At 73.2% G+C, this 17181-nt stretch carries 18 protein-coding genes and 1 riboswitch; of the genes, 3 read left to right on the top strand and 15 right to left on the bottom strand.

The features are described from left to right. Positions 1 to 89 precede the first annotated feature (89 nt). A complete protein-coding gene (locus ACYU7L_RS00590; RefSeq protein ID WP_460793208.1) occupies positions 90 to 1010 on the top strand; it encodes an aldose 1-epimerase family protein in 921 nt (306 codons plus the stop codon). A gap of 61 nt (positions 1011 to 1071) precedes the next feature. Here ACYU7L_RS00590 and ACYU7L_RS00595 read toward each other — a convergent pair whose 3' ends face one another. From ACYU7L_RS00595 to ligD, 10 genes are all read right to left on the bottom strand, one after another. Then, positions 1072 to 1515, bottom strand: coding sequence for a PH domain-containing protein (locus ACYU7L_RS00595; protein ID WP_460793209.1), 444 nt, complete (start codon positions 1513 to 1515; stop codon positions 1072 to 1074). Then, the gene (hisG, locus tag ACYU7L_RS00600; RefSeq protein ID WP_460793210.1) at positions 1499 to 2395 is read right to left on the bottom strand and encodes an ATP phosphoribosyltransferase; all 897 of its coding nucleotides are present in this window, start codon (positions 2393 to 2395) and stop codon (positions 1499 to 1501) included. Before hisG ends, ACYU7L_RS00595 begins: the two co-directional genes overlap by 17 nt. A gap of 17 nt (positions 2396 to 2412) precedes the next feature. After that, the gene (locus ACYU7L_RS00605; protein ID WP_460793211.1) at positions 2413 to 2676 is read right to left on the bottom strand and encodes a phosphoribosyl-ATP diphosphatase; all 264 of its coding nucleotides are present in this window, start codon (positions 2674 to 2676) and stop codon (positions 2413 to 2415) included. Between the two features lie 97 nt (positions 2677 to 2773). Further along, the gene (ribH, locus tag ACYU7L_RS00610; protein WP_460793212.1) at positions 2774 to 3268 is read right to left on the bottom strand and encodes a 6,7-dimethyl-8-ribityllumazine synthase; all 495 of its coding nucleotides are present in this window, start codon (positions 3266 to 3268) and stop codon (positions 2774 to 2776) included. After that, on the bottom strand, positions 3265 to 4566 hold the full coding sequence (locus ACYU7L_RS00615) for a bifunctional 3,4-dihydroxy-2-butanone-4-phosphate synthase/GTP cyclohydrolase II (protein WP_460793213.1): 1302 nt from the start codon (positions 4564 to 4566) through the stop codon (positions 3265 to 3267). The genes ribH and ACYU7L_RS00615 overlap by 4 nt, the downstream gene beginning before the upstream one ends. Then, entirely contained in the window at positions 4563 to 5312 is a 750-nt protein-coding gene (pnuC, locus tag ACYU7L_RS00620) for a nicotinamide riboside transporter PnuC (protein WP_460793214.1), read from the bottom strand. The genes ACYU7L_RS00615 and pnuC overlap by 4 nt, the downstream gene beginning before the upstream one ends. Beyond that, positions 5309 to 5935, bottom strand: a complete 627-nt coding sequence (locus ACYU7L_RS00625; RefSeq protein ID WP_460793215.1) for a riboflavin synthase — start codon at positions 5933 to 5935, stop codon at positions 5309 to 5311. Before ACYU7L_RS00625 ends, pnuC begins: the two co-directional genes overlap by 4 nt. Position 5936: 1 nt before the next feature. Next, positions 5937 to 7025 (bottom strand): bifunctional diaminohydroxyphosphoribosylaminopyrimidine deaminase/5-amino-6-(5-phosphoribosylamino)uracil reductase RibD, encoded by a 1089-nt coding sequence (gene ribD, locus ACYU7L_RS00630; RefSeq protein ID WP_460793217.1) that lies wholly within the window; start codon positions 7023 to 7025, stop codon positions 5937 to 5939. A 103-nt stretch (positions 7026 to 7128) separates the two neighbouring features. Further along, positions 7129 to 7258, bottom strand: a riboswitch (FMN riboswitch). 101 nt (positions 7259 to 7359) lie between these two features. Then, complete coding sequence (gene rpe / locus ACYU7L_RS00635; protein WP_460793218.1) at positions 7360 to 8025, bottom strand: ribulose-phosphate 3-epimerase; 666 nt, start codon at positions 8023 to 8025, stop codon at positions 7360 to 7362. A 260-nt stretch (positions 8026 to 8285) separates the two neighbouring features. Continuing rightward, positions 8286 to 9251, bottom strand: coding sequence for a non-homologous end-joining DNA ligase (gene ligD, locus ACYU7L_RS00640; RefSeq protein WP_460793219.1), 966 nt, complete (start codon positions 9249 to 9251; stop codon positions 8286 to 8288). Between the two features lie 505 nt (positions 9252 to 9756). Between ligD and ACYU7L_RS00645 the strand changes: the two genes are divergently transcribed. Then, entirely contained in the window at positions 9757 to 9960 is a 204-nt protein-coding gene (locus ACYU7L_RS00645) for a dihydrofolate reductase family protein (protein ID WP_460793220.1), read from the top strand. Positions 9961 to 9979: 19 nt separating this feature from the next. After that, positions 9980 to 10702, top strand: a complete 723-nt coding sequence (locus ACYU7L_RS00650) for an AAA family ATPase (RefSeq protein ID WP_460793221.1) — start codon at positions 9980 to 9982, stop codon at positions 10700 to 10702. Positions 10703 to 10724: 22 nt separating this feature from the next. Here the strand turns inward: ACYU7L_RS00650 and ACYU7L_RS00655 are convergent, their stop codons facing one another. The 5 genes from ACYU7L_RS00655 to metK all read right to left on the bottom strand — a co-directional run bounded on the left by ACYU7L_RS00655 (position 10725) and on the right by metK (position 17169). Continuing rightward, entirely contained in the window at positions 10725 to 12161 is a 1437-nt protein-coding gene (locus ACYU7L_RS00655; RefSeq protein ID WP_460793222.1) for an RsmB/NOP family class I SAM-dependent RNA methyltransferase, read from the bottom strand. Continuing rightward, complete coding sequence (gene fmt, locus ACYU7L_RS00660; protein ID WP_460793223.1) at positions 12161 to 13111, bottom strand: methionyl-tRNA formyltransferase; 951 nt, start codon at positions 13109 to 13111, stop codon at positions 12161 to 12163. The genes ACYU7L_RS00655 and fmt overlap by 1 nt, the downstream gene beginning before the upstream one ends. Beyond that, entirely contained in the window at positions 13111 to 13656 is a 546-nt protein-coding gene (def, locus tag ACYU7L_RS00665) for a peptide deformylase (protein ID WP_460793224.1), read from the bottom strand. The genes fmt and def overlap by 1 nt, the downstream gene beginning before the upstream one ends. Positions 13657 to 13740: 84 nt before the next feature. Beyond that, positions 13741 to 15813 carry a primosomal protein N' gene (locus ACYU7L_RS00670; RefSeq protein ID WP_460793226.1) on the bottom strand — a complete coding sequence of 691 codons (2073 nt, stop codon included), beginning with the start codon at positions 15811 to 15813 and terminating at the stop codon, positions 13741 to 13743. A gap of 159 nt (positions 15814 to 15972) precedes the next feature. Beyond that, positions 15973 to 17169, bottom strand: coding sequence for a methionine adenosyltransferase (gene metK, locus ACYU7L_RS00675; RefSeq protein WP_460793227.1), 1197 nt, complete (start codon positions 17167 to 17169; stop codon positions 15973 to 15975). Positions 17170 to 17181 lie beyond the last annotated feature (12 nt).

Consider the following 17181-nt stretch of genomic DNA (forward strand, 5'->3'; position numbering starts at 1 on the left):
CCGCGCGACCCGTCACAAGATCACGGTGACCCGGCAGAAGCTGCGCCCTCGCCCGCGGGCCGGACCAGCCCGGCTCTAGGGTGACGAGCATGGTCGCGCCCTCCGGAGAGCAGTTCGAGATCGCCGCCGCGGGCTACCGCGCCGTCGTCACCGAGGGAGGCGGAGCACTGCGTCACCTCGAGCACGACGGGCGAGCGCTGGTGGACGGCTTCGCCGCCGACGAGATGTCGTACGGCGGGCGCGGGCAGCTGCTGGTCCCGTGGCCCAACCGGCTGCGCGAGGGGCGCTACGAGTTCGACGGCGCCGAGCACCAGCTGGGACTGAGCGAGGCCAAGCGCCACAACGCCTCGCACGGACTGGCGCGCTGGGTCCCGTGGGCGCCGGTGGAACACACCGCCGAGGCCGTCACGCTGCACCACCGGCTGATGGCGCAGAGCGGCTATCCCTGGACGCTCGACCTCGTGGTGCGCTACGAACTCTCCGCCGAGGGGCTGGTCGTCACGCAGGCCGTCACCAACCACGCGGCCGGCCGCGCGCCGTACGCGAGCGGGGCGCACCCCTACCTCGTGGCAGGGCCCGGGCCGATCGACGGCTGGGAGCTCAGCCTGCCGGCGTCCACCCGCTCGCTCGTCGACGACCGGCTGCTGCCGGTGGGTCGCGAGCCGGTCGCCGGCACGCCGTACGACTTCCGGACGCCGCGGGCGATCGGCGACACCGTGTGGAACGACGCGGTGACCGACCTCGACCGCGACGACGACGGGCGCGCGGTGGTCACGCTGCGCGACCCCGCGGCGGGCACCGGCGTGCAGCTGTGGGTCGACGAGCAGCACGGGTGGCTGCAGGTCTACTCCGCCGACGACGTCCCCGCCACCGCTCGGCGGTCGCTGGCCGTGGAGCCGATGACGGCGCAGGCCGACGCGTTCCGCTCGGGTGAGGACGTGGTCGTGCTGGGCGCTGCGGGCCAGCCGGAGACGTCGTACGCCGCGAGCTGGGGCATCCGCGCGCTCTGACCTGCGACGTTCTGACGGGTCACCGTGATCTTCTGACGGGTCAGCGAGAGTTGGTGACGGGTCAGCGGTTGATCAGGGCGTCGAGCTCGCGCACGGCCTGGGTCGCGCGGGAGCCGTCGGAGCCCTGGATGCCGATCGCCGACGCGGTGGTGCCGTCGGTGAGGTCGAGGACGGCCCAGGGGGCGCCGGGGGTGAGGTGGATGGCGACGACCTGGGCCCAGGCATAGTCGCGGCGGCGGAAGCCGTTGACCACGACGAGCCCCTCGTCCGTGGCGGTGACCCGCGAGCGCGCCAGGGCATATCCCACGGCGACGACCAGGCCCGCGAGGAAGATCATCGTGATCACCTCGAAGACCGTGAACTTGGCGCGGATCTCCGGCCCCAGGGCGACGCCGGCCACGGCGAGCACCGCGGCGAGGCCGACGCCGGCGCCGATCACCGCGATCCGGACGCCGAAGGGACGCCAGGTGCGCGGCAGGGGCACGGGCTCAGAGTCGGCAGGCATGGATCTCCATCAGCAGGATGCCGCGCGCGCCGAGCTGGAAGAGCTCGTCCATCAGCCGCTGCGCGCCCGCGCGGGGCACCATCGCCCGGACGGCGACCCAGCCCTCGCGATGCAGCGGGGACACGGTGGGGCTCTCGATGCCGGGCGTCAGCGCCACGGCGGCCGAGACGTTCTCGCTCTTGATGTCGTAGTCCATCATCACGTAGCTGCGCGCCACGAGGACGCCCTCGACGCGACGCTTGAAGGTCTCGAAGCCGGCCGCCGCCTGCTCGCTGCCGGCGCGGGTGATCATCACGGCCTCCGAGGCCAAGATGACCTCGCCGAAGGTCTCCAGGCCGGCCTGGCGCAGCGTGCTGCCGGTCTCGACGACGTCGGCGATCACGTCGGCGACGCCGAGCTGGATGCTGGTCTCGACCGCGCCGTCGAGGCGGGTGACGGTCGCGTCGATGCCGCGCTCGGCGAGGAAGGCCTCGACCACCCCGACGTACGACGTGGCGATGCGCTTGCCCTCGAGGTCGGCGAGGTCGGCGAAGCGCCCGGCCGGACCGGCGAAGTGGAACTTCGAGCGACCGAACCCGAGGCCCATCACCTCCTGCGCCGAGGCGCCGGAGTCGATCAGCAGGTCGCGGCCGGTGATGCCGACGTCGAGCGTGCCCTCGCCGACGTAGAGCGCGATGTCGCGCGGGCGCAGGTAGAAGAACTCCACGCCGTTCTCGGCGTCGATGAGCGCGAGCTCCTTGGAGTCGCTGCGCTGGCGGTAGCCCGCCTCGCGCAGGATCTCGGAGGCAGACTGCGACAGCGCGCCCTTGTTGGGGACCGCGATCCGCACGAGACGGTCGGTGGAGCCGTTCTGGGGGGCGGCGTTCTCAGGGGAGGACATAGGGGTGGGGGCCTTCTTCACAGGTGGGCGTAGACGTCGTCGAGGGTCAGGCCGCAGGCGATCATCATCACCTGCACGTGGTAGAGCAGCTGGCTGAGCTCCTCGGCCGCCGCGTCCTTGCCCTCATGCTCGGCGGCCATCCACGACTCGGCGGCCTCCTCGACCAGCTTCTTGCCGATGGCATGGACCCCGGCGTCGAGCTCGCGCACCGTGCCGGATCCCTCAGGTCGCGTCTGGGCCTTCTCGTTGAGCTCGGCCCAGAGTTCCTCGAACGTCTTCACGGACGCACACCTTACGGCGTGGGCCGGGCCCCGACGCACTCCGCCCACGCGGGGCGGGCGCCGCGGGTGCCCGGCACCACTCGTCGTACGACGTGGCTCAGGCGCCGACGTCGTAGCCGCGCTTGACCCGCCGCAGCGTCTGCGCGGTGATCAGCGCCGCGGACGCCGCCTCGTAGCCCTTGTCCTCGTGGGAGTCCGGCAGTCCGGCGCGCTCGAGGGCCTGTCGCTCGTCGTCGCAGGTGAGCAGCCCGAACCCGACCGCGGTCTGGCTGTCCAGCGCCACCCGGGCCAGCCCGTCGGTGGCGGCGTTGCAGACGTACTCGAAGTGCGGTGTGCCGCCGCGGATGACGACGCCGAGCGCGACCACGGCGTCGTACCCCTGGGCGGCCAGCGCGGCCGCGACCACCGGCAGCTCGAAGGCGCCGGGCACGCGCACGATGACCGGCGCCTCGACCTGGTAGTCCACCAGCGCGCGCTCGGCCCCGTCGAGGAGCCCGTTCATCACCACGTCGTGCCAGCTCGAGGCCACCACGGCGACCCGCAGGTCGTGGCAGTCCAGCGGCTGCGGGCGCGGTGCCCCTGCTCCACTCATCGGTCGACTCCGTTCGTGAGGATCTCGGCTCCAGGCTCGAGATCGGGCTCGATCCCGGGCTCGATCCCGGGCTCCAGTCCCGGCAGATGGTGCCCCATCCGGTCCCGCTTCGTCAGCAGGTAGGCCAGGTTGTGGCCGTTGGGCCGCGGCGTGAGCGGCACCCGCTCGCTGACCGCGATCCCGAACTCCTCGAGGCTGGTGGTCTTGGCGGGGTTGTTGGTCAGCAGCCGCACCTGCCCGATCCCCAGGTCGCGCAGGATCTGCGTGGCGGTGCCGTAGTGGCGCGCGTCGGCCGGCAGGCCGAGGTCGAGGTTGGCGTCCACGGTGTCGCGACCGCCGTCCTGCAGCTGGTAGGCCTGCAGCTTGGCGACCAGGCCGATCCCGCGGCCCTCGTGGCCGCGCAGGTAGACCACGACGCCGCAGCCCTCGGCCACGATCCGCTCCATCGCCTCGTCGAGCTGCGGGCCGCAGTCGCAGCGGCTGCTGCCGAACACGTCGCCGGTGAGGCACTCGGAGTGCACCCGGGTCAGGATCGGCTCGCCGCGCTCCAGGGCACCGGCGAGGTCGCCGTGCACGAGCGCGATGTGCTCGCTGTTGTCGATGGTGATGCGATAGCCGTACGCCGTGAAGTCGCCGAAGCGGGTCGGCAGGACCGTCTCGGCGGCCCGCTCGACGTGGCGCTCGTGGCGCCGTCGGTAGCGCACCAGGTCCTCGATCGAGATCATCGCGAGGCCGTGCTCGTCGGCGAACTCGCGCAGCTCGGGTCCGCGCTTCATCGTGCCGTCGTCGTTGACGACCTCGACCAGCACCCCGGCCGGGGTGAGGCCCGCCATCCGGGCCAGGTCGACGGCGGCCTCGGTGTGACCGCGCCGGACCAGCACGCCGCCCTCGCGGTAGCGCAGCGGGAAGACGTGGCCGGGCCGGGTGAGCTCCCACGGCTCGGTCGCCGAGTCGGCGAGCCGACGGGCGGTGTGGGCGCGGTCGGCCGCGGAGATGCCGGTGCTGACGCCGTCGCGGGCGTCGACCGAGATCGTGTAGGCGGTGCGCAGCTTGTCCTTGTTGTGCGGCGTCATCAGCGGAATCTCGAGACGGTCGAGCATCGCGCCCGGCATCGGCACGCAGATCACGCCGCTGGAGTGCCGGATGGTGAAGGCCATCAGCTCCGGGGTCGCCCGGGCCGCGGCGAAGATGATGTCGCCCTCGTTCTCGCGGTCCTCGTCGTCGACCACGACGACGGCCCTGCCGGCGGCGATGTCCTCGATCGCTCGCTCCACGCTGTCCAGACGCACGCTGCTCACGCGGTCACCAACCTCTCGTCGTCGCTGTCGTCGCTGTGCTCGGTGGGGTCACTGTCGTCCCGGGCAGCGCCCGGTCCGTCGTCGTGCGCGGCGCGCAGGCTGCGCTCGGCTCGCCACCAGGTGGCGAGACCGAGGACGCAGAAGGCGCCGTAGAACAGGTACATCCCGGCCGTCGGGTAGTAGCCGGCACGGATCAGGGTGGTCACGCCGACGACGTCGACGAGGATCCACACGATCCAGAACTCGACCCAGCCGCGGGCCATGCCGTAGGTCGCGAGCATCGAGCCGGTGAGGATCCAGGCCTCGGTGGCGGGGCCCCACGAGCCGATCTCGCTCAGCACGGCGTAGGAGACGGCATAGCCCACCACGCCGAGCCCGACCAGCAGCGCGAGGTTGCGCCGCCCGGCCCAGCGCGGCGCGATCGCTCCTCCGTCAGCCGCTCCCCCGGCGGAGCGTGCCCGCCGCCAGCTCACCCAGCCGTAGACCGCGACCGCGGCGAAGAACACCTGCCGCCCCGCCTGGCCCCACAGCGCCTCGCCGTCGCCGTGGCTGCTGAGCTCGCCGGTGGAGAAGACCACGAAGAGCAGCACGTTGCCGACCAGCCCGATGGGCCAGGCCCACACCAGCCGGCGCATCCCCAGCAGCGCACTGGCGAGGCCGAAGACGTTGCCGACGACCTCCGGCACGCTCAGGCTGCCTCCCGCCACGGCGATGGTGCCGTGCAGCAGCCACTCGTAGAGGCTCACGAGCCCTCCCCGGGTGCCCTGAGCCGCTCGACGTACCCGCTGGCGAGCAGCTTCTCGACGTGCTTGGCGATGATGTCGACCTCGAGGTTGACCCGGTCGCCGACCGCACGGAAGCCGAGCGTCGTGCGGGCCAGGGTCTCGGGGATCAGGCTGATCGTGAACGACGCGTCGCGTGCCTCGACGACCGTCAGCGAGATGCCGTCGACGGTGATCGAGCCCTTGTCGACGAGGTAGCGCCCGAGGGCATCGGGCAGGCTGATCTCGACGACCTCCCAGTGCTCGCTCGGAGTCCGGGCCAGCACCGTCCCGACGCCGTCGACGTGTCCCTGGACGATGTGGCCGCCGAGGCGCTTGTGGGCGGTGACGGCGCGCTCGAGGTTGACCCGGTCGCCGGGGCGCACGCCCAGCAGCGAGGTCTTGTCGAGCGTCTCCTGCATCACGTCGGCGGTCCACAGCGTGCCGTCGGTCTCGGCGACGGTGAGGCAGCAGCCGTTGACGGCGATCGAGTCGCCGAGCGTGACGTCGTCGAGCACGGTGGCGGCGCGCACGGTGAGCCGGATGGCGTCGCCCTGCTCGTCCACGCGCTCGACGGTGCCGAGCTCCTCCACGATTCCGGTGAACATGTCAGTGGTCCTTCTGGTTCGGGACGGGCTGGTTCGGGACGGGCTGGTTCGGGGTGAGCCCCATCGTGAGGCGGACGTTGCGGTCGCCCCCGTCCTCGCCGAGGACGGTCACCTCGCGCACCACGAGGTGCAGCGCATCGGCGATGGTGGTGATTCCGAGGTCGCCGACCGCGTTGCGCCCGGCGCCGAGCAGCATCGGCGCGACGTAGGCGACGACCTCGTCGACGAGCCCCGCGTTCACGAAGGCCGCGGCCAGCGTCGGCCCGCCCTCGAGGAAGACGTGGCGGCGCTCGCGAGCCCACAGCCCGGCCAGCGCCTCGTGCGGGTCGCGGGTGTGCAGCCGGACGGTCTCGGCGCGGTCGTTGAAGACCCGGCGCCCGGGGTCGAGCTCGCGCAGGCCCATCACCGCGCGCAGCGGCTGTACGGCGAGCGGCCGGTCGTGCTCGTCGCGGACGGTGAGCTCGGGGTCGTCGACGGCGACGGTGTTGGTGCCGATCAGCATGGTGTCGCACAGCGCCCGTAGCCGATGGGTGTCGCGACGCGCGGCGAGACTGCTGACCCAGCGGCTGGTGCCGTCGGCCGCGGCGCTGCGGCCGTCGAGGGTGGTGGCAAACTTCCAGGTCACGAACGGGCGCTGGTGCTCGATCGCGAAGCTCCAGACCTCGTTCACGGCCCGGGACTCCGCGGCGAGGAGCCCGTCCTCGACCTCGATGCCGGCGGCACGCAGGGTCTGCGCTCCCCCGCTCGCCACGGGGTTGGGGTCGCGCTGGGCGAAGATCACGCGGCGTACGCCGGCGTCGACGAGGGCCTGCGCGCACGGACCGGTGCGGCCGGTGTGGTTGCACGGCTCGAGCGTGACGACGGCGGTGGCCCCGCGTGCCCGGTCGCCGGCCCGGCTGAGCGCGTCGGCCTCGGCGTGCGGCGTACCGGCCCCGCGGTGGTGGCCCTCCGCGACGACGGTGCCGTCCTCGGCGAGCAGGACGCAGCCGACCCGGGGGTTGGGCGCGAGCGGGACGCCCGGGGTGCAGGCGATCTCGAGGGCGCGCGTCATCGCGCTGTGCTCAGCTGCGGTGAACTGCGCTGTGGTCATTCGTCAGCCCTGCCCTGTGTCCGGTCGCGGACTCCGGGGCGTGACGGCAGGATCTGCCCGGTCCCGTGCCGTGGTCGGCTCGAGACGTCGGGCGGGTCACCACCTGCGTGCGCTTCCCATCCGGACTTTGACCGTCGGTCCAGGAGTTCCACCTGGTCAACCGACCGCTGGCAGCGGCCGGGTCGCGGACTTTCACCGCCGGCTCGGATTTTCACCGACCCCAGAGCACGCGAGCTGTGAACTCGTCTGCCCGAGATTGTGTCACAGGCCTCGGACGGTGCGATGAGAGGTGTCGCACACCGAGACGGCGTGCTCGGCGGGACTCGAGGCGCGCTCAGCGCCCGGTCGCCGCCTCGGCCCTGGCCCGCAGCTCGCCGACCATCGCGTCGGGGTCGGCGGCGGAGTAGACGGCCGAGCCCGCGACGAACACGTCGGCACCGGCCTCGGCGCACCGCTCGATGGTCTCGAGCGAGACGCCGCCGTCGACCTGGAGCCAGGTCTCGACGCCGTGCTTGTCCATCATCGCCCGGGCGCGGCGGATCTTGGGCAGGCACAGGTCGAGGAACTTCTGGCCTCCGAAGCCGGGCTCGACGGTCATGATCAGCACCATGTCGAGCTCGGCGAGCAGGTCCTCGTAGGGCTCGATCGGCGTGGCGGGGCGCAGCGCCATGCTGGCCCGGGCGCCCTGGTTGCGGATCTCGCGGGCCAGCCGCACGGGCGCCTTCGCCGCCTCGACATGGAAGGTGACGCTGCGACACCCCGCCTCGGCATACACGGGCGCGTTGCGGTCGGGGTCCTCGATCATCAGGTGCGCGTCGAGGGGGATGTCGGTGGAGCGCGCCAGTGCCTCCACCATCGTCGGCCCGAACGTCAGGTTGGGGACGAAGTGGTTGTCCATCACGTCCACGTGGACCCAGTCGGCGCTGCCGATCCGGCTCACCTCCGCGGCCAGGTTGGCGAAGTCGGCGTTGAGGATGGACGGCGTGATCTGGATTCCCACGCGGTGATCTTTTCACGGCGCCCGCCCTGCGGCGTACGCCGGTGCGCGCTGGGATCGGGGGTGTCGGTTTCCCCGGTCGACCGGGGAACGCTGATGTTGTCGGCCGAAGCTTCGCCCGACAACATCAGTGATTGACAGCGCCGACTACCTCGCCTGCCCCAACTGACCGATCCGCACCACCAGCCCCGGCCCCCTGTCCGTCACGAGCGCTGACGTCGTACGCGAGCGCCCGATGTCGTACGGCGAGCGCCGGTGCGCGCTCAGTCCTCCGGGTCCGCCGGCGGCTCGGCGCCCTCGGACTCGTCGCGCTCGGCCCACTCCAGCAGCGGCGACAGGTCGAACACCTCGTCGTCGATGCCGGCATGCAGGTCGCCGAGCTCGGCGTAGCGCTGCGGGACCGTGAAGATCGTGAAGTCGCGGGGGTCGGCGTCGTCGATCTCGTCCCACCGGATCGGCGTGGAGACCCGCGCGTCGGGCAGACCTCGCACGGAGTACGCCGCGGCGATGGTGTGGTCGCGCGCGTTCTGGTTGTAGTCGGGGAACACGGCCGTCGGGTCCCGGTCCTTGCGCCACCACGTGGTCGTCACGTCGTCGGGCGCTCGGCGCTCCACCTCGCGGGCGAAGGCCAGCGCGGCTCGCCGTACGTCCTTGAAGCCGTGCTCCGGCGGGATCCGGACATAGATGTGCAGCCCCTTGCTGCCGCTGGTCTTCGGGAAGCCGACGGCGCCCAGCTCGTTGAGCACCTCGTGGGCCACGTGGGCGACCCGGCGCACGGTCGCGTAGTCGCAGTCGTCCCCCGGATCGAGGTCGATGCGCCACTCGTCGGGCCTCTCGGTGTCGGCGCGCCGGCTGTTCCACGGATGGAACTCCACCGTCGACATCTGCACCGCCCAGATCACGCTCGCGAGCTCGGTGACGCACAGCTCGTCGGCCGTCCGGTTCCAGCGCGGGAAGTGCACCCGCACGGTCTCCACCCACGGCGGCGCGCCCTGCGGCAGCCGCTTCTGGTGCACCTTGTCGCCGTCGAGCCCCTTGGGGAAGCGGTGCAGCATGCACGGCCGCTCGCGCAGCGCGTTGACGATGCCGTCGCCCACCGCGAGGTAGTACTCGACCAGGTCCAGCTTGGTCGCCCCGCTCTCGGGGAAGTAGACCCGGTCGGGGTTGCTCACGCGGACGACCTTGTCGTCCACCTCGATCTCGGTGGACGGCGTCTTGGATGCGGCCATGCGACCAACCTAGCCAGCGGCCGCACCCCAGCGCGGCGATGAGAGCTCGCCCGCGCCGCGGTCTGCCTGTGCAGGAGCGCACGACACGACGAGAGGAGCCTCGCGATGAGCAGGGTGCTGGCAGGGATCACGACCTCGGTGGACGGCTACGTCACCGGCCCGGACGACGGCCCCGGCTGCGGGCTGGGACGCGGCGGCGAGCGGCTGCACCACTGGGTGATGGGCGGGCCGTGGACCTACAACGGCGAGCACGACCCCACAGCGATGACCGGGGCCGACAAGGACTTCTTCGACGCCTTGGTCGCCACCACCGGGGCGGCGATCTGCGGTCGCGGCATGTACGACGCGGCGGACGCCTGGGGCGGCAGCAACCCGTTCGGCGGGCCGCTCTTCGTCCTCACGCACCGGCTGGGCGACGCCCCGCCGCCGGAGAGCGGGTTCACCTTCGTGGACGGCCTCGACACCGCCCTGGCCCGCGCCCGCCGCGGCGGCCGAGGGCAAGGACGTGTCCATCGGCGGAGGCGCCGACGTCATCCGCCAGGCCCTGGCCGCCGGGGTGGTGGACGAGCTGGCGATCTCGGTGGCGCCGGTGGTGCTCGGTGCCGGGAAGCGCCTCTTCGACGGCTTCGACCACGACGTCGACCTCGAGGTGCTCACCGTCCACCACTCGCCGTACGCCGTGCACACGCGGTACGCCGTACGTCGGTGAGGGCCGCTACGTTCGCCGCATGGACTTCGACCAGCCCCCGGTGGTCCGGGTGTCGGCCCGCCGCGACCACGACCTGTCGGCGCACGAGTGGCCGCTGACCGTGCCGGCCGTCGCCCAGGTGATGGACGAGGGGCTCGACCTGGCCAAGGGCGTGACGCTGCTCGTCGGGGAGAACGGCTCGGGCAAGTCCACCCTCGTCGAGGCGGTGGCGATGGCCTACGGCCTCTCCCCGGAGGGCGGCTCCACCCAGGGGCACCACGCGACGCGGCCCACCGAGTCCCCCCTGAGCCGGGCGCTGCAGCTGCAGCGCGGCATCGGGGCGAGCCGGTGGGGGTTCTTCCTGCGGGCCGAGACCATGCACGGCTGGTACACGTTCATGGACAGCCACTCCAGCGGCCGTGACCCGAGCTTTCACGAGATGAGCCACGGCGAGTCGTTCCTCGCGGTGCTGCGCAGCCGCTTCGACTCCCCCGGCCTCTACTGCCTCGACGAGCCGGAGGCGGCGCTGTCGTTCTCCTCGACGATGGGGCTGATGGCGGCGCTCAACGACGTGGTCGAGCAGAAGGGCCAGGTGCTGTGCGCCACGCACTCCCCCGTGCTCGCCGCGCTGCCGGGGGCCCGGCTACTGGAGGTCGGCGAGTGGGGTCTGCGCGAGACCACCTGGGAGGAGCTCGACCTGGTGCAGCACTGGCGGCGCTACCTCGACGAGCCGCAGCGCTACCTGCGCCACCTCGCCGATTGAGCCCCTGGCCGCTCCGGAGCTGTCAGCTGCGCCGCAGCAGCGCCAGGAACATCGCGTCGGTGCGGTGCCGGTGCGGCCACAGCTGCATGGTGCCGGGCAGCGGCCCGGTCGCGTCGGGTACGTCGGGGAGCAGCGCGGTCACGTCCTCGAGGACGACGTCGTCGCGCTGGGCCAGCACGGCCTCCACGACGCCGGCCGTCTCGGCGAGCACCGGCGAGCAGGTCGCGTAGAGCACGACGCCGCCCGGTCGGACGCTGTCCAGGGCACCCGCCAGCAGCGCTCGCTGCAGCGGCACGAGCTGTTCGAGATCGCTGGGACGACGCCGCCAGCGCGACTCCGGACGCCGACGCAGCGCCCCCAGACCCGAGCACGGGGCGTCGACCAGCGCCCGGTCGAAGGCGTCGGCCGGCCACGCGGGGCGGGTGCCGTCGCCGGCGACGACGCCGCTCACGCCGGCCGCGCCGGCCAGCGACCGGCGGACCAGACCCGCCCGGTGCGGGGCCCGCTCGTTGGCCAGCAGCGACGCACCGGCGCCGGCGGCCAGAGCGGCCAGCAGCGCCGCCTTGCCGCCCGGACCGGCGCACAGGTCCAGCCAGCGCTCGTCGCGCCCCTCGACGCTCGCGCGGGCCAGCGCCACGGCGACCAGCTGCGAGCCCTCGTCCTGGACCCCGGCGCGCCCCTCGGCGACCGCGGGCACGCCCGACGGGTCACCGCCGGCGAGCTCCACGCCGTACGGCGAGAAGTGGGTCGGCTCGCCCGGGAGCTCGCCGATCTCCGAGCGTCCGGGCCGCGCCACCAGCACCACGCGAGGTGCCTCGTTGTCTGCAGTGAGCAGCGCGTCGAGCTCGTCGCGGCGCTCCCCGAGGGCGCGGCCCAGCTCCTCGACGACCCAGCGCGGGTGGCTGTGCGCGACGACGCCGAAGCCGACGGGGTCGGTGCCGGGGTCGGGCGCGACCCGCCGCACCCAGCCGGCCAGGTCGTGCTCGGCGACCTTGCGGAGCACGGCGTTGCTGAAGCCGGCGGGGCCCTGTCCGACCTTGGCGCGGACCAGGTCGACGGTGGTGCTGATCGCGGCGTGCGACGGGACGCGCATCGACAGCAGCTGGTGGACCCCCAGGCGCAGCGCGTCGCGGACCTTGGCCTCGAGCTTGGGGCGGTCCAGGCAGGCGTCGATGATCACGTCATAGGTGCCCTGGCGCCTGATCGTGCCCGAGACCAGCTCGGTGGCGAAGGCGGCGTCGCGCCCGCTGAGCCCGTGGCTGGCGAGCATCGGCGGCAGCGCGAGGTTGGCGTAGGCGTCCTCGAGACGCACCGCCTTGAGCACGTCGTACGCCGCGGAGCGGGCCGGGTCCACGGGAGGCTTGGCCCGCGGCGGCTGACCTCCGGCCGGCCGCGCCCCGGCCTGACGTCCCTGCGGGGGACGCCCGCCGCGGCGGCCACGGGCGCGTGGGTCGGCCATCAGGCGTCAGCCGCAGGGGCCTCGTCGCCGAACCGGACACCGGGCTCGAGGCGTACGCCGCGCGCCCAGTCGGCCGCGTTCATCTGCTTCTTGCCGAACGCCTTGACCTCGCCGAGCCGCACCGGCGCGGTCGCGGTGCCGACGAAGACGGCGTTCTTGGTGACGTCGAGGACGCCGGGGGCCAGCGGCTCGTGGTCGTCGGCGACGGTGACCGGACCGATCTTGATCCGCTCGCCCTCGTGCAGCGACCAGGCGCCAGGACCCGGCGTGCAGGCGCGGATGCGGCGGTCGACCGCGACGGCCGGCTCGGTCCAGTCGATGCGGGCGTCCTCGACCAGGATCTTGGGGGCGAAGCTGACGCCCTCCTCCTGTTGCTCGCGGGCGACGAGGGATCCGTCGGCGATGCCGTCGAGCGTGGAGACGAGCAGGCCCGCGCCGCCCTCGGCGAGCCGGCCCAGCAGGTCGCCGGCGGTGTCGGTGGGCCGGATCCGCTCGGTCATCACGCCGAACGTCGGGCCGGCGTCGAGCGCCTTGACTATGCGGAAGGTCGTGGCGCCGGTGACCTCGTCGCCCGCCCACAGCGAGTGCTGCACCGGAGCGGCGCCGCGCCAGGCCGGCAGACACGAGAAGTGCAGGTTGACCCAGCCGTGCTCGGGGATGTCGAGCGCCGACTGCGGCAGCAGCGCGCCGTACGCCACGACCGGGCAGCAGTCGGGACGCAGCTCGCGCAGGGCGGACTGGAAGTCGGGGTCGCGCGGGTGCTCGGGCTTGAGCACCGGCACGCCCAGCTCCTCGGCGCGCACCGCGACCGGGCTCGGGACCAGCTTGCGGCCGCGGCCGGAGGGCGCGTCGGGGCGGGTGACCACGCCGACGAGCTCGTGGTCGGACGCGACGATCGCGTCCAGGGCGGGAAGGGCGACCTCGGGGGTGCCGGCGAAGACGACGCGCATCAGAGTCCGAATCCGTTCGTGCGGTGGGGGGAGAGCTTGATGGTGGGCTGCTCGGCGCCGAACCAGTCCGACTCGCGGATCTGCTTCATCGCCGCCTTGCGGGACTGCTCGTCGAGGCGGTCGATGAAGAGCACGCCGTCGAGGTGGTCGGTCTCGTGCTGGATCGCGCGGGCGAGCAGCTCGGAGCCCTCGATGGTGACCGGGTCGCCGTGCATGTTGAAGCCCCTCGCGACCACGGAGAGGGCCCGGCGGCAGTCGAAGGTGAGGTCCGGCAGCGACAGGCAGCCCTCGGGACCGTCCTGCAGCTCCTCGGAGAGGTCCAGGCTCGGGTTGACCAGATGGCCGGCCTCCCCGTCGACGAACCAGGTGAAGACCCGCAGCCCGACGCCGATCTGCGGCGCGGCCAGCCCGGCGCCGGGCGCATCGAGCATGGTGTCGTGCAGGTCGGCGACGAGTCGGCGCAGCTCGCGGTCGAAGTCGACGACCTCGAGGGCGGGCTTGCGCAGGACCGGGTCGCCGAACAGGCGGATGGGCTGGATGGGCACGGAACTCCTTGCGGGTGGACTGCCGGGACAGTCTAGTGAGGCTGCGAGGCACCCCCGACCGCCCGGGCGGTTCGGGCGGTCAGGTCACAGGGTGGGCGGGTCGACCTGGATGCGTACGGCGTCGAGCTTGCGGCTGCTGCGCACGCGCTGCAGCTCGCCGAGCGCCCGGGACAGGGCGGGCCCCTGGGCGCGCGGGACCCGGATCACCGCCCGCACCTCCTCCTCGCCGGTGGGGACCGGGCCGAGGACCTCGGCGACCTCGGGGGCGGCCAGCAGCGTGAGCGCGTCGTCGACCGCGCCCGGCGCCCCGGTGATCGAGGCCAGCCGGCTGGCCGGCGGCAGGTGAGCCTCGACGCGCTCGCGTGTCTCGCGCTCGGCGAACCCGGCCGGGTCCCAGCGCACCAGGGCCTGCAGCGCGGGGTGCGACGGGTCCCCGACCGCCACCACGTCGCCGCCCGGGGTCACCAGGGCCGCCGCGTTGCACCAGCGACGCAGCGCCTCCTCGTCGGTGCGCAGGTCCGCGCGCGCCAGCACCAGCCAGGTGTCGAGCAGCACCACCGCGCCATAGCCACCGTCGGCGACCGGCTCCGCCCCGGGAGTCGCCACGACGATGGCGGGCCAGTGTGGGACCTGGCTCAGCACGCTGTCTCCCCCGGAGGTGCGCACCCGGACCTTGGGGAAGGTGCGGCCCAGCTCCTCGGCCGTGCGCGCCTCCCCCACGACCGGTGCACGCAGGCCCCGGTGGCCGCAGTGGGTGCACGACCACGCGTCGTTCGCCGTACCGCACCACCGGCAGGCGGGGGGCGTCGTCGGGCCGGTGAGCCCCAGCGGGCCCGCGCAGGTCGCGCACCTGGCGGGGGTGCGGCACCGCTCGCAGGCCAGGCTCGCGGCATAGCCGCTGCGCGGGGTCTGGACGAGGACCGGGCCCTGCTCCAGGCCGGCGCGGATCGCATCGAAGGCCCGGCGCGGCAGCCGGGAGGCGCGGGCGAGCGGATCGCGCTCCAGCTCGACGTCGGTGGCGCCGGTGACCGAGACCGTGACCTGTCGGCGCACGACCTCGCGCGGCGCGGCCAGCTCGCGGGCCCAGCCGGTGCGCAGCAGGTAGCCCGCCTCGACCGAGCGCGCGAAGCCCCCCACGATCGCGGCGGTGTGCTGGGTCTCGGCGCGCAGCAGCAGCGTCTCGCGGGTGTGCGGGTACGGCGCGCGGGGCTCGGCGTGCAGGTCGTCGCCGTCGTCCCAGATCACCACCAGGCCGAGGTCGTGGACGGGCGCGAGAGCGGCGGCGCGGGTGCCCACGACGATGCGACGCGTGCCCCGGCTGACCGCCAGGAAATCGCGGTAGCGCTTCGCCGGGCCGCTGTCGGCGGTCAGCGTCACGTGGTGGCCCTCCCCCAGCACCGCCGCCAGCGCGGCATCGACACGGGCGACGTCCTTGCCGTCCGGGACGCAGACCAGCACGCCGCGTCCCGAGGAGTACGTCGCGGCGGCGGCGTGGGCGACCAGCAGCGGCCAGTCGGCGCCGGGAGGCGGGTTCCACACCGCGCGCGGGCTCTGGCCCTCGGCGAGGTGGGTGAGGAAGGCGGCGGCGTGCTCGTGGGCGGACCAGACGCTCGTCGCCGCCTCGGGGGCGTAGGCCGGCGGATCCGCCCGCGCGGGCGGCGGCTCCTTCTCCACGGTGGCGTGCCGTGGCGGCACGGCCAGGCGCAGCACGTCGGAGCGGGTGCCGGCATAGCGTTCGGCGATCAGTGCGGTGAGCTCGGCGACCTCGGGGGCCAGGACGGGCTCGGGGCTGACCAGGCGCCGCAGCGGGAAGAGGCGGCCGGTGTGCTCACTCGCGGCCGCGCGCGCCACGACGTACCCGTCGACGTCCTGGCCGGCGAAGCGCACCTTGACCCGGGCCCCCGGGACGGCGCCCTCGCCCATGGCCGCCGGCACCGTGTAGTCGAAGGGCCGGTCCAGGTGGGCCAGCGGCACGTCGACGAGCACCCGCGCGATCGGGTCGACCTCGGCCGGCTCGGCCTGCTTGGCCTTGGCCTTCTCACCCGCCGCCTTGCGCTGCTTCGAGCGGCGCACGGACGCCCGGACCAGGCCGGGCAGCAGCTCGGGCTGGTCGAGGGTGGGGTCGGGGCCGATCGAGTCTGGGCCGGAGGAGTTCATCGCGGGTATTCCTACCAGCCGGCGCGGACAGTCCCCGGCCGGTCCCCGTGCCGGGCCCCGCGCTCGTCGTACTGACCACACGAAACGGTCACTTCCCACGTGAACCTTCACGTGGGAAGTGACCGTTTCACGAGTTAACTCGTGAAACTAACCGAGGGCTCAGACCCCGACAGCAGCCTTCAGCGCCTCGGCCCGGTCCGTGCGCTCCCAGGTGAAGTCGGGGAGCTCGCGGCCGAAGTGGCCGTAGGCGGCGGTCTGGGTGTAGATCGGGCGCTTCAGGTCCAGGTCGCGGATGATCGCGGCGGGGCGCAGGTCGAAGACCTCGAGCACGGCGTCCTGGATCTTCTCGTCGGGGACGACGCCGGTGCCGAACGTCTCCACGAAGACGCCGACGGGGCTGGCCTTGCCGATGGCGTAGGCGACCTGCGCCTCGCAGCGACGGGCGAGCCCGGCGGCGACGACGTTCTTGGCCACCCAGCGCATGGCGTAGGCCGCGGAGCGGTCGACCTTCGACGGGTCCTTGCCCGAGAAGGCGCCGCCGCCGTGGCGGGCCATGCCGCCGTAGGTGTCGATGATGATCTTGCGACCGGTCAGGCCGGCGTCGCCCATCGGCCCGCCGACGACGAAGCGACCGGTGGGGTTGACCAGCAGCCGGTAGCCCTCGGAGGCGATGTCGAACGTCGCGAGCACCGGGTCGATGACGTGCTTGCGGATGTCGGGCAGCAGCGTCGACTCGAGGTCGATGTGGCCCGCGTGCTGGGTCGACAGGACGACGGTGTCCACGCGCACGGGGCGGTTGTCCGCGTCGTACTCGATGGTGACCTGGGTCTTGCCGTCCGGGCGCAGGTAGTCGAGCGTGCCGTCCTTGCGCACCTCGGTCAGCTTCTGCGAGAGACGCTGCGCGATCATGATCGGCAGCGGCATCAGCTCGGGGGTGTCGTCGCAGGCGTAGCCGAACATCAGGCCCTGGTCGCCGGCGCCCTGCTGGTCGAGCTCGTCGGCCGAGGACTCCACGCGGGTCTCGTGGCCGGAGTCGACGCCCTGGGCGATGTCGAGCGACTGGCCGCCGATGGCGACCTGGACGCCACAGCTGTGCCCGTCGAAGCCCTTCTCGGAGCTGTCGTAGCCGATCTCGAGGATCCGCATGCGCACCAGCTCCGCCACGGGCGCGTAGGCCTTCGTGGTGACCTCGCCGGCCACGACCACGAGGCCGGTGGTCAGCAGCGTCTCCACGGCGACCCGGCTGTCGGGGTCGTGCTCCAGGAGGTAGTCGAGAACCGTGTCGCTGATCTGGTCAGCGATCTTGTCGGGGTGACCCTCGGTCACCGACTCCGACGTGAAAAGACGTCCAGCCACAGTCGTACTCAC

Source organism: Nocardioides pacificus, from assembly GCF_054775955.1.

Excerpts from the sequence above, each read along its gene's own strand:
- ACYU7L_RS00590 (WP_460793208.1), top strand. The coding sequence starts at position 90 with ATGGTCGCGCCCTCCGGAGAGCAGTTCGAGATCGCCGCCGCGGGCTAC.
- ACYU7L_RS00595 (WP_460793209.1), bottom strand. The coding sequence starts at position 1,515 with ATGCCTGCCGACTCTGAGCCCGTGCCCCTGCCGCGCACCTGGCGTCCC.
- hisG (WP_460793210.1), bottom strand. The coding sequence starts at position 2,395 with ATGTCCTCCCCTGAGAACGCCGCCCCCCAGAACGGCTCCACCGACCGT.
- ribH (WP_460793212.1), bottom strand. The coding sequence starts at position 3,268 with ATGAGTGGAGCAGGGGCACCGCGCCCGCAGCCGCTGGACTGCCACGAC.
- ACYU7L_RS00625 (WP_460793215.1), bottom strand. The coding sequence starts at position 5,935 with ATGTTCACCGGAATCGTGGAGGAGCTCGGCACCGTCGAGCGCGTGGAC.
- ribD (WP_460793217.1), bottom strand. The coding sequence starts at position 7,025 with ATGACCACAGCGCAGTTCACCGCAGCTGAGCACAGCGCGATGACGCGC.
- ligD (WP_460793219.1), bottom strand. The coding sequence starts at position 9,251 with ATGGCCGCATCCAAGACGCCGTCCACCGAGATCGAGGTGGACGACAAG.
- ACYU7L_RS00650 (WP_460793221.1), top strand. The coding sequence starts at position 9,980 with ATGGACTTCGACCAGCCCCCGGTGGTCCGGGTGTCGGCCCGCCGCGAC.
- ACYU7L_RS00655 (WP_460793222.1), bottom strand. The coding sequence starts at position 12,161 with ATGGCCGACCCACGCGCCCGTGGCCGCCGCGGCGGGCGTCCCCCGCAG.
- fmt (WP_460793223.1), bottom strand. The coding sequence starts at position 13,111 with ATGCGCGTCGTCTTCGCCGGCACCCCCGAGGTCGCCCTTCCCGCCCTG.
- ACYU7L_RS00670 (WP_460793226.1), bottom strand. The coding sequence starts at position 15,813 with ATGAACTCCTCCGGCCCAGACTCGATCGGCCCCGACCCCACCCTCGAC.